The sequence below is a fragment of the Arcicella sp. BE140 genome, from assembly GCF_031456255.1.
Classification (GTDB): Bacteria; Bacteroidota; Bacteroidia; order Cytophagales; family Spirosomataceae; genus Arcicella; species Arcicella aquatica.
In genome coordinates, this window is sequence record NZ_JAVDUE010000017.1 from 22,799 (window position 1) to 35,072 (window position 12,274).

The 12,274-nt window shown below is 33.0% G+C and carries 9 protein-coding genes and 1 tRNA gene; 1 reads left to right on the plus strand and 9 read right to left on the minus strand.

The window, feature by feature from the left end; all coding sequences use genetic code 11:
• Positions 1 to 6: 6 nt before the first annotated feature.
• The 4 genes from J2Y60_RS19795 to J2Y60_RS19810 form a co-directional block, all read right to left on the minus strand.
• On the minus strand, positions 7 to 1,947 hold the full coding sequence (locus J2Y60_RS19795; RefSeq protein ID WP_309922916.1) for a hypothetical protein: 1,941 nt from the start codon (positions 1,945 to 1,947) through the stop codon (positions 7 to 9).
• On the minus strand, positions 1,944 to 3,080 hold the full coding sequence (locus J2Y60_RS19800) for a hypothetical protein (protein ID WP_309922918.1): 1,137 nt from the start codon (positions 3,078 to 3,080) through the stop codon (positions 1,944 to 1,946). Before J2Y60_RS19800 ends, J2Y60_RS19795 begins: the two co-directional genes overlap by 4 nt.
• Entirely contained in the window at positions 3,077 to 4,960 is a 1,884-nt protein-coding gene (locus J2Y60_RS19805) for an HAD-IIB family hydrolase (protein WP_309922920.1), read from the minus strand. The genes J2Y60_RS19800 and J2Y60_RS19805 overlap by 4 nt, the downstream gene beginning before the upstream one ends.
• 166 nt (positions 4,961 to 5,126) lie before the next feature.
• On the minus strand, positions 5,127 to 5,384 hold the full coding sequence (locus J2Y60_RS19810) for a hypothetical protein (protein WP_309922921.1): 258 nt from the start codon (positions 5,382 to 5,384) through the stop codon (positions 5,127 to 5,129).
• 702 nt (positions 5,385 to 6,086) lie between these two features.
• On the opposite strand from J2Y60_RS19810, the gene J2Y60_RS19815 reads away from it, so the two are divergent.
• Positions 6,087 to 6,476 (plus strand): hypothetical protein, encoded by a 390-nt coding sequence (locus tag J2Y60_RS19815; protein WP_309922922.1) that lies wholly within the window; start codon positions 6,087 to 6,089, stop codon positions 6,474 to 6,476.
• A 291-nt stretch (positions 6,477 to 6,767) separates the two neighbouring features.
• On the opposite strand, the gene J2Y60_RS19820 is transcribed toward J2Y60_RS19815, so the two are convergent.
• The 5 genes from J2Y60_RS19820 to J2Y60_RS19840 form a co-directional block, all read right to left on the minus strand.
• Positions 6,768 to 6,839 (minus strand) — tRNA-Arg (locus J2Y60_RS19820).
• Between the two features lie 28 nt (positions 6,840 to 6,867).
• Complete coding sequence (locus J2Y60_RS19825) at positions 6,868 to 7,587, minus strand: RluA family pseudouridine synthase (RefSeq protein WP_309922923.1); 720 nt, start codon at positions 7,585 to 7,587, stop codon at positions 6,868 to 6,870.
• 53 nt (positions 7,588 to 7,640) lie between these two features.
• Positions 7,641 to 8,525 (minus strand): PPK2 family polyphosphate kinase, encoded by an 885-nt coding sequence (locus J2Y60_RS19830; RefSeq protein ID WP_309922924.1) that lies wholly within the window; start codon positions 8,523 to 8,525, stop codon positions 7,641 to 7,643.
• A gap of 121 nt (positions 8,526 to 8,646) precedes the next feature.
• Positions 8,647 to 11,484 (minus strand): excinuclease ABC subunit UvrA, encoded by a 2,838-nt coding sequence (gene uvrA, locus J2Y60_RS19835; protein ID WP_309922925.1) that lies wholly within the window; start codon positions 11,482 to 11,484, stop codon positions 8,647 to 8,649.
• 128 nt (positions 11,485 to 11,612) lie between these two features.
• On the minus strand, positions 11,613 to 12,239 hold the full coding sequence (locus J2Y60_RS19840; protein ID WP_309922926.1) for a hypothetical protein: 627 nt from the start codon (positions 12,237 to 12,239) through the stop codon (positions 11,613 to 11,615).
• Positions 12,240 to 12,274 lie beyond the last annotated feature (35 nt).

The window sequence follows — 12,274 nt, forward strand, 5'->3', positions numbered from 1 at the left end:
CCATATTTAAAGGTCTAAGGTGTTATTATTTATATAAGCATTTCCTTTATTTAAAAAATTTCTGAAATCATTTAATTTTCGGACTTTAAATTTTCCATTATTTAGTGGCAATCCATATTTAGCACAATAAATTCTGTTTAAATATAATATCATTACTTCCTTTCCTTGTACTTTGTAGTTTAATCGAAAATCTAAAAGATTATAAGAAATACAAACTGCTATTGTTTTAGCCAATTGATGCAATGTATGTTTTGTGTCTTTGATTGCTTTATCTTTAAGAACATCACGCTCTTGCATTGTTATAGCAATACCATTAATACCGGGTGAATTCCAAGCATTTGGTGTATATGTATGCTCTCTACAGAAGAGGCCTATATTATCAAGAAAAATTTTAATCTGTGTTGAGGATGGCACACGAATATCCATCTCTTTCCATTTCTCGTCAGTCAATTTTTTAATAAGCTGATCTTGTTTTTTTGGCGTGATTGAAACTGAAAGGTTTTTACTTTGAGATATTTTTTTTAACTGATTAGTACTAATCGCTTCGAAAAGCTTTCCTGAAATATTTAAAAATTGCTCAATATTAGATGACGATAACCTACTAATCTTATCTATCCCATAATAATATGGTAGTTTGAATTCTTCATGCAAGAAAAGTCTAGCGGCATTTTCAATATCAGAACCATCTTGATGATCTAAAGAGTTTTCATCTAGGAAATCTTCAAATTGTAATACTTGTTGGGAATTCCCATGATCACGATAAATTAAAATTTCCAATCTTTTCCATTCAACTAAAGTTTCAATTTCATTTCCTACAAAATTTTCTTTTGTTTCAATCCATTTAGAATATTTCTTTTTATTGAAATTAGAGTTTAATCTTTCTTTAATAACTTGTGTATGTTTTTTTGCAACTTCAACATAATCTTTATCTATTGTTTCTGATAAATAAGAAGATAAATTGGTGGATTCACCTTCAGCTATAGTTGACAAACGTTTTTCTGCAACTGATCCTGCAAATTTTTGAAACTTATTACCTTTACTCCAAAATTGTTCTAAATTAACTAATACAAAATCCCTATTTACAATATTCCCTTCCGAAATTATTTCTTCCATGCTAAGCGCTTGTAATCTTTCGGCAATCCACACATTAACAGAAGGTCTTCGATCTATAATATTTTTCATCAAGCTCCCCCTTTGATTTTGACTCAAATTATGAACATCATCTAACATTACTAGAATTTTTTCAGTAACAGGATGCCCATTATAAATCATGTTTTTTTGGTAAAATAAATGTAAGGCATATAGTTCGATTCTTTTATCAACCTCATGATTATCAGTAAGAGTGATATTATCTATATCACTACATATTTTTTCTTCATTTTCGCAACACCAATCATAAATTTCTTTACCATTGTTTATATTTCTTAGTGGGTTATATCCTGTCATAGCAGGATTCTGATTTATGATTAATTTGTCTAAATCTTCTGGAAAATCTAAATCTTTAATTTTACAAAATGAGTATAATACTGATAGAATAATTCTAGTATTTAATAAGGAAAAAAATAAATGACTTTTTGCTGCATCATTTATTTTTAAATATTCGAGTGTTGAATATTCATTTGTAAATGGAATATGTGTTGCAATTAATAAGGGATTGTCTTTGTCATCATATATTCCCAACATCTTTAATTTTTTATAAATTTCAATAAGATGTTGCTCGTCTTTTTGCTTGTTTTTAATTCTTAGTAATATATCAGGTGTAAATAATCTTAATAAGGTAGTTTTACCTCCTCCCGGTGAACTCCTAATAATATTTACAATATCCCATAACGGTTTTTTTTCATCAAATATATCAAGAACATCTGGACTAAATAACTGAATAAATTTATCGTCAGCTCCTATAGTTTCAGATGGTCTTGAGAAAAAAGGGTTTATATCTATTCTCATAATACTCGGTGTCTTGGGATTCTCGGAAACAATCCTTTAAAAATTTCTGAATATTCATAAGTCCAAAGAATGGGAACTGAATTATTTGGAGTATTATGTTCAAGAATCAATGGTAAAGCACAATCACTAAATCCTAATTTAATATTTTTTTGTGTATGTTTATCTTCAATAAGATCTTTATCATAATATTCATCATTCATACAAATATTAAAAATTTCTTCTTCATTTTTAATTTTATACTGCTCATCTAATTCGTGCATAATGATTAATTCTGGCCTATGTTTATATACCTCATAGAGTTTATCAAAGTTTCCTTCGATAGTATCTTTTGCTTGTGTGGAACAAATGTATAGGATTATATAAATTTTTAGATTTGCTTTATCAAATGCAGACTCTATTTTTGAATCCCCATTTCCACTAAATAAATCTTGATATAAACCTGCAATTTTGCCTTTTAATTCTCCTGATTCTGATGATAACTTAAGATATGATGTTCCACTAGCAGAAAAATCATCAATTAAAAATAAAGACTTAAATTTTGAATCTTCGGAACTCTCATCAAGATTTAATTGAAATTTAGTATTCAAATCCTCCACTAATTGCTCCTTCATTTTTAATATTCTCTGTTCTGATAATTCATAGGTCAAATAAATTTGTTCATGACTTAAAATTCCAGTATTTGCTCTACGAAAAATATCAAGTCTTGCACCATCACTTAAACCACAAAAAAGAGACTGCCGTCTCAAAATTTCATACTCTTTAGAATCTTCAATAAATTTTAATTTAAATTTGGGTACCTGCAATTTTTCAGCAGTGATTTCCATTAAAATATATTGTAATTTATCCACAAAGCATGATTCCGCAATTAAATTAATTTCAGATGATGAAACATAAACAATACGATTCTTAATAAAGTCTAATGCATTTTTTTTGTCATCTGAACCAAATTGTTCTAACCAAATAGCCAATGTTTCAATAAATCTCAAACCTGCTGAATACTGCTGATAGTTATCGTATTTATATCTAGCTAAAGCCTGAAAATATTTAATATAAGATTGAGTATCATCTTCATCTATTCCTTCAATACTACTTATTACTTTGTCAAGGAGAGCTTTTACAACATCATCTTTCATATTTTAATTTTAAAATAGTCATTAAATATTTTAATTTTTCCAAGGTAGTAAAGCGTTGAATCTGTGCTTCTTACTGTTGAACTTGCAAAATTCCAGCATGAATTTTTATCTGCTGACACCTCATCAACGCTGAGTGAAAAAGGATGACTTAACAATTCGAAGTCGTTCCCGGGAAATTTTCCTTTATCCCCAAAACATAAAATTTGACAATTATTATTTTCATAATTATTTTGAATAAATTTCAAAACATTTAATTTTGAAACATCAGGTCTAACTATTAAATCCAGTGAATGATCAGACTGTACACATAATATTCCTATTCTATTTTGTATATGGACGAACTTTATGATCTCAGCAATATACTCTTCGGAAAAATCATTCTTTAATTCAACAGTCAACTGTTTATTTTTTAGCTTCAAGTCAATTTCACCGTAAAAATTTTCATTTAACTTATTGTATAAGAATTCAAGAATCTCGTTCGCATTAATTACTTTTTCAGGGATTTTATCATCATTTAAAAAACCTATCTCACCTCCATTATAATATCCAATTATAACTTTACTCCAGTATTTTTCATCTACAACTCTCCGCAAATCACTTTTTATGGATTTTCCTCTGCCAGTGGCAATACCTATTATAATATTTTTTTCAAGCAATTGATTTAAGATTTCTCCCATTTCCTTATTAAGTCCATTATATCTATTGATTGAATGACATAAGGTGCCATCATAATCAAATACTATGGAATTAAACTTTTGATTATTTAATTTTTCTCTATAATTGTTATAGCTTTCAATCCAATTTATTTGTTGAATATCATTTAATTCAAAAAAAGACTGACTCCCAAGTTTTCTCTGAATGGCTATTCTTGCAGAATTATTATCTTTTTTCTTTAATAAGTTAAAATAGTTTAAGTGATATAGTTTACTACCATAGTCAGGAACTCCAGGTCTTCCTGGGTCGATATTTTGAATAACTCCCATTGAATCTGTTAAATAAAAAGATTTTATCAATAATTCAATTGACCCGAATGATGTGGTGCTACTTGTTTCTAATCTTAAAACAGGTATATTTGATGGAAGTAATGCCAAAGTTTTTTCAGCTAAATCCTTATCATCTGGTGTTATTAGTGCAACAATGGCTGTTATGTTTTTCCTTTTATCTATCCAATTATGTCTGCCATGCCCAAAATTTCTATAATCTGATAAAAGAACATCCCCCAAAGCTGCCTCAGAAAATTTTGATTCAATATCAATTGCAACTGGTAAACTCCAATCACCATAGAGTACTTTAAAAGTAAAGTCTTTATTAACATTGGAAATAAAATCATTGATTTCAGAATGAAAAGAATCTTTAATAATTACTGGCTTATTACCTATACTGTTTCCATAAGCTCTATGTAATAAAATAAAAAATGCAACTAAAGAGTTTGTTGCCAAAAAGCCATCCTTTCCAATAGGGTTTTCGAATTCTAAAATTGGATCAAGTCCCAGTTTAAAGCTTAATTTATTTAAAGGTGTATTAGTTGATAAAGTTACTCCTAATAACTTTTTAGGGTTTTCAATATTCGCATTTTTAAATGATGTTAAAATATCAATATTCCTTCCACTGGCACTTAAGAAAAGAAGTGAACATTTATTAATTATATTTTTAGAATAAAATAATTCTAATGGTGTAACTGCTTTTCCTATTTGTCCAATACTTTGATGCAATTTTGAAGCAAAATAACACGCACTTAAAGAGCCTCCAGACCCAATGACTAAAATTGGATTCTTTTTTAATTTGTCTAACTGTTCTTCAAGATTTGAAATATCTAAATTACTGGCCCATTCATAGACTTGATTAATTGACTGCAATTCTTTTTTAAAGGGTTTGCCCATTGAGTTCTAATAAAAAGATTAATTAATGAATTATTAAGTTACTAGTTAAATAATTACTTAATTTTAAAAGTCTGTAAATTTAACTTTTTAACGACCTTCTTTTGGAAATAATTTAAAATATAAATATTTTTTTTACTGCCCTAGTACAGTTAGGAAAAGTCATAAATCATTTATTACAACACTTCTTTTGAATTGTAATATCTTTCCTATGATTGTTATTAGTGGAAACTGTCACTATAATATTTATAAGTCCTGCAACTAAAACTGCAATTATTGGTAGCCAAGTTTTCCAACGATCAGCCCTCTCTTTTTGCCTATCATGAAGTTCGATAGCAATTTCAATTAATTTTTTAATTAAATCTAAAGATAACTCCCTAACTCCATTTTGATTAGGTTCAGTTACATGTCTCGCTATTAAAGACACTCCATGCTCTTTAGTTTGATCAGCTCTAAAAAACTCGGGATGTTCAATTGCAACTTGTGTCCAAGTTAATGATGATTTAGGTATCCCTTGTAATTCTTCTTGAAGTCCAACTTCCCCTCTGTGACCTCTTTTGTCAAGTCCAAGAACTTGTATTTATGCGAGAATATCCGATAAACGATTTTCTTTTAGATACGGCATTTTATTATTCATAATTAGCTATGAAGCTGTTTAAACTTTTGAAAAGTATTCCCAAATAAGTGAGAATTTTGTGGTGCTAAATCATAAAACATCACTTAATTAGAATACTCAGTAAAAATACAATTGATACGTGGATTATCCCACATTTAACTGTTGGAAGTAGAGGATTTGACCCTACAGTGCCTATTCATGATATAATTGAAGCAATTCTTCAACGTTTAAAAACAGGTTGTCAATGGCGAGAATTACCCACAAAACAATTTTTTAGTAGTACTATTCTAATCGGACCGCCAAAGCGGTTGGAATACCGTATTTTACCATTACAATAAATGGGCAAAATCGAGTTGTTGGACCAAAATTTGGATTAATATTTTAAAAGAAAATCGTAAATATTTAGACTTATCAAGTGTTGAGTTCGATGGTAGTCATACTCCCGCTAAAAATGGAGGAGATGCCGTAGGCTAACAAGGTCGCAAAGCTTGCAAAACAACCAATTCTTTATTTATGTCTGATAATCAAGGAATTATACTCGAAATGTCTACCCCACAAGAAGGGAATCATCATGACGTTTTTGAAATACAGTTCCTGTTTGATGAAATTTGTACTATATTAAAAGAGGCTACCATCAGTTTAGATGGATTATTTTTAAACGCAGACTCAGGATTTGATTCAGATTCATTCCGAGAAACGTGTAAAAAAGAAAATATAATTCCAAATATTAAACAGAACTCTCGTAATTCAGTTGGGCGACAATCAGCAAATCAAAAATCTGAATTAGCCCCAATTGGTACAGCTATTTTTGATGAGCTATTATATCAAGACAGAACTGTAATTGAACATGCAAATGCTTGGATTGATAGTTTTAAAGCATTACTTAACTGTTCGTCCCGGTAAGATTTGAATTTTCAGTAAGAAATTGGATGTCTCTGCATTCTATAGCATTCTCGGTCATTTTCTTACGTAAAATCAATAAAAAAAAGAAAGTTTAAACAGCTTCGTTATTAATTTCCACTTGTAAATGCCTATATTCAGATAGATATTCCTCAAAAACTGAAAATAGATGGCAAGAGTTGTTGAATGAATCATCAAAATAAACATAATTGCATATCTGTTCTTTCAGATAAACAATAAATTATCAAAAAAATAGGAGAAGCGATAATTTTAATCACTTCTCCTATTTCGTTGTAGCCCCGGAAGGAATCGAACCTTCATCTTAGGTACCGGAAACCTACATTCTATCCATTGAACTACGGAGCCAAGTGTCTTGATTCAGACGGGCGCAAAATTACGAAAACTTCTCTAACTGCTTTACCAAAACCTCAAAATCTTTCGGATAAGGGGCTTCTATCTTGATAATCTCTTCATTTAATAATTTGAATGTTAACGAGCGAGAATGCAGTGCTACTCTTTTCATTAAAGGAAGTTCGTCTGTATCTTTTTTCAGGTTAAATTTTCTTTTTAAATCAGATAAGTAAATGTACTCTCCGCCATAAGTTGGGTCACAAACGATGGGAGCTTTCAAACATACCAAGTGAATCCTGATTTGGTGCATTCTGCCTGTTACGGGCATACATTCTACTAAAGTATGGTTACGATATACTTTAATCGTATTGAAAATTGTCTCCGCTTCTTTTCCTTTCTGACGGTCTATCATTACTTGGGTGCCATCTCTTTTCTGTGCGATGGGTAAATACACCGAAATCATTTCAAAATCATGAGCGCCATTTACGACAGCATGGTAGCGTTTTTCTACCTGACGGTGTTCAAACTGCATGGCCAAGTGGCGATAGGCGGCTGGATTTTTAGCAATAGCCAATACACCAGAAGTCTCTTTGTCTAAACGGTGAGCCAACTGTGCATCATCTGAGTATTCTTTGGCCATTCGCAAAATACTCTGCGAGTTATCTGCTTGTCGTTCGTCTAGTGAAGCAATATATGGAGGTTTGTTGATAACAATATAATCGTCGTTCTCAAATATAATTAAGTCCTTGAAATTCAGTCGCATGGTAATCTTTTTGTCTTTAAGCCTGCAATTTACCAAAATTGTTTCACATTAGCTTATCCATTTTGTTGCTCGATTACCTTAATGAGTTGTTGTAACGTAGCTTGTCGGGCTTCATCCGCCTCAGGATATTGCATATCTAGTACTTTGATATGGTGTAAAATAATGCTACTGATAATCAATCGCATATTCTTTTTATCGTCTGCTGGCACCACATACCAAGGAGCATGCTTAGCAGCGGTTTGGTTCACCATTTCTTCATAAGCATCTTGATACTTATTCCAAAAATCACGCTCTTTTACATCTCCCTCCTCAAATTTCCAGTTTTTTGTTGGGTCTTGAATACGCTCAATCAAGCGTTCTGCCTGTACTTTTTTAGATACATTCAGGTAAAATTTTAGTACAACAGTACCATTTCTACTCAAGTATTTTTCATAGTTTCGGATGTCTTCATAGCGAGACTCCCACAGCTTATCTAAATCCTTAGTAAATTCAGTCGGTATTTTTTGGCTATTTAATAAGATTTCTGGATGTACCTTCACGACCAATAGTTCCTCATAATACGAACGATTATGAAAAACCATTTTTCCTCTTTCGGGCATTTTCATCATATTCCGCCACATGAAATCATGGTCTAATTCCTCCTGAGTTGGTCTTTTAAAGCTATGTACCGTAATACCCGCAGGATTTATGCCCGATAGTACCGCTTTAATCGTTCCATCCTTTCCTGCTGCATCAGAAGCCTGTAGAATCATCAACATGGCATAACGGTTATCAGCATACATCAAACTTTGGCGTTTATCAATCACCTCTTTAATCTCTGCCATCATCAACTCATAGTCTTGTTCAGATTCGTAAAAATCCTTGACTTTGGTAGCTGATTTTTTTATTTTAAACTTCTTTTCACCGTTATATTCAAACTCTTTGATGTCTATTTTCATGATTGTTTTTGGGTAAAATTGGTGTTTACTGACATGATTTCCAAGCGGGCTTTCTCCGTGGGCTGTGAGGACACAGCCCACGGAGAAGGTTATAAAATAACTATACCATTAAACGATTCACTCAAGCCAATTCCTCTTTCAAAAACCTAGCCGTATGACTTCCTTTTACTTTGGCTACTTGCTCAGGTGTGCCTTCGGCTATGATTTGACCTCCTTTTTGTCCACCTTCTGGCCCTACGTCTATAATATGGTCTGATACCTTGATAACGTCTAAATTATGTTCAATAATCAACACTGTATTGCCTTTATCTGCCAGACGATCTAGTACTTCCATCAAGGCTTTAATGTCTTGAAAATGTAAACCTGTTGTCGGTTCATCCAAGATGTACATGGTTTTACCTGTATCTCTTTTAGAAAGTTCCTCTGCTAATTTTACTCGTTGTGCCTCTCCCCCCGAAAGTGTAGTTGCTTGCTGACCAATGGTGATATAGCCTAAGCCTACTTCTTTCAACATCTGTACTTTACGAGAGATTTTTGGCTGATTTTCAAAGTATTCTACCGCTTGCTCTACTGTCATGTCTAACACATCTGCAATTGATTTTCCTTTGAAACGTACCTCTAGCGTTTCACGATTAAATCGTTTTCCTTTACAAGTTTCGCAGGCAACATGTACATCGGGCAAAAACTCCATTTCAATCTTTTTCATACCCGCTCCTTCGCAATCTTCACAACGTCCGCCTTTTACATTAAAGCTGAATCGCCCTGCTTTATAGCCCCTAATCTTTGATTCTGGCAATTCTGCAAAAAGCGTACGAATATCGGTAAACATTCCTGTATAAGTCGCAGGATTCGAACGTGGCGTTCTACCAATCGGCGACTGGTCTACTTCTATCACTTTATCCAAATGCTCTAAGCCTTCTACCGATTTATGAGGCATAGGCTCACGTTTAGCATTGAAAAAATGGCGATTCAGAATAGGATACATGGTATCATGAATCAAAGAAGATTTACCAGAACCACTTACTCCTGTTACAGAAATCATCTTGCCAAGGGGCAATTTCAAGGTGACATTTTTTAAATTATTCCCTGTTGCTCCTTTAATTACCAAGAAATTACCATTGCCTTTCCTGCGTTGTTTAGGCACTTCAATACCTATTTCTCCACTCAGAAATTTAGCCGTTGTTGAATTATTCTTTAAAAATTCTTCTGGTGTTCCTTGTCCAACAATTGAACCTCCATGACGACCAGCCCCTGGACCAATATCTACCACATAGTCGGATGCCAACATCATATCTTTATCATGTTCAACGACCAAAATAGAATTACCCAAATCACGTAAATCTTTTAAGGCTTGAATCAACTTTACGTTATCACGTTGGTGCAAACCAATGCTTGGTTCATCCATGATATACAATACATTGGTCAATTGCGTACCAATCTGTGTAGCCAAACGAATACGCTGTGCTTCACCACCTGACAACGTTCTTAGCGAACGGTTAAGCGTTAAATATTCCAAGCCTATGCCCGTTAAGAAGCCTATTCGTTTTCTGATTTCTTTCAGAATTTCTTTGGCAATAACGTTTTGACGCTCATTCATGCGTGCTTCTAAGCCCACAAACCATTCTGCGAGTTCGGCAATATCTAACTCGGCTAATTGGGCGATATTTTTATGGTCTATTTTAAAATGCAGAGATTCTTTTTTTAAGCGTAAGCCTTTGCAATCTGGACACGTATTCACGACCATGAAATCTTTTAACCATTCTTGGATTTTCTCCGAGCCTGTCTCCTGTTGACGTTTCAAGAAAACAATAATACCTTCGTACTTGGTATTCCAATCTGTTCCTTCATATTTTTTTGAGGGTACAGGTACGGGCTCATCGGTGCCATACAACATAATCTTGATAGCCTCCTCAGGAAATTTTTCTAGGGGCGTAGCCAAGCTTACCTTAAAGGGTTTAAGCAATACTTCCAATTGCTTAAAAATCCACATATCACGATATTCCCCTAAAGGTGCAATAGCTCCTTTATTGATACTTAGTGTTTTGTCTGGCAAAATAGAATCTTCGGTGATTTCTTCTACTTTTCCTAAACCTTGGCAAGTAGGGCACCAACCATAAGGCGAGTTAAAAGAAAAGTTATTAGGCGAAGGTTCGTCGTAAGAAACCCCAGAAATAGGATCCATCAAATACTTTGAGAAATTGCGAACTTCGCCTTTTTCATCATGCGTCATCATCAAACCTTTCCCTTGATTCAACGCCGTTTGAACGGATTGTGATAAACGAAAACGTTCTTCTGTTTTTACCACAATTCTATCTACTACAATTTCAATATCGTGAATCTTAAAGCGGTCGAGTTGCATTTTGGGCTGAATATCCATCACCACGCCATCGACTCTTACTTTGGTATAGCCCAATTTGGCAATCTGTACAAAGAGTTCACGGTAATGCCCTTTTCTCCCTTTCACAACAGGAGCAAGAAGAATCAATTTTTGGCTTTGGTAATCATGTAAGATTACTTCAATGATTTGGTCGATAGACTGCTTAATCATCCTTTCGCCCGTTACATAACTAAAAGCCTCCGCAGCACGAGCATACAATAAACGCATAAAATCGTAAATCTCGGTAACAGTACCGACTGTAGAGCGTGGGTTTTTAGAAGTCGTTTTCTGCTCAATAGAAATAACAGGAGAAAGCCCATTGATTTTATCTACATCGGGGCGTTCCATGTTACCTAAAAAGCTACGAGCATATGCCGAAAAGCTTTCCATATAACGACGCTGCCCTTCTGCATAAATAGTATCAAATGCCAAAGAAGACTTTCCAGAGCCAGAAATGCCAGTGAAGACTACTAGTTTATTACGAGGAATAGTTAAATCTATATTTTTAAGGTTATGTTCTCTTGCACCGAGAATCTCAATTTGTTCGTAACCTGTAATATCTGAATGTTTGTTGTTGGGCATAATGTTTTAAAATCGTGATATGAATTTAACACGCAAAGCAATAGTAAAGTTACCAAAAAAGCCCATGTTTTTGACATGGGCTCGATTTTGTTGTTTTGCTTTTATCAAGTCAGTATAAAATGTGCGTATTATCTTTCTATCGCATCAATCGTTTTAATAATCCTATATTTTATTCCTTGTAGTTTTACATCTGAATTTTTACTCGACATTCTATCAAGAATACTGTATACATTATCTTTTTCTAAATAATTGAACCCTCTTAATCCTACCTTTTTTCCTTTAGGAATAAACTTCTTTACATCTTCGTCTTCGAATAATATATAGTTTTTAAGGATATGTATGTCTTTGGGTAATGCTTTTATATTTGTCTCGAAATCTTCTGTAAATGATGCAATGGGAGATGGCTTTTTCCCTTTTTCAAAGATAGGAAAAGCATAAAAACCTACGATATAGTTCTTTTTATCTTCCCAGTTTTTCGCTTTTATAAATACAATTTTCACCAATTTTGCATTTTCTTTGTCAGGTGTTTTTGTCCATAATTGTGGCAGTAGCCCTGCATAGTAGTCATTTTCATCTGTCGGATATACTTCATGAGCAAAGTTCAATGAGGTATAGGTGATGCCATGTTCTTTAGTGAATCCAAAATTTGAATTTTTCAAATCCTCTTCGGTAGACTCCGCCTGCCATTGATTAGAATTCCAATCAACCGTTGCCAAAATACCAAAGTACTTTTCTGCAATAATTTTATTTGTCATAATTTTTTTTAATTATTTGTAAGTAGCTGTAGATA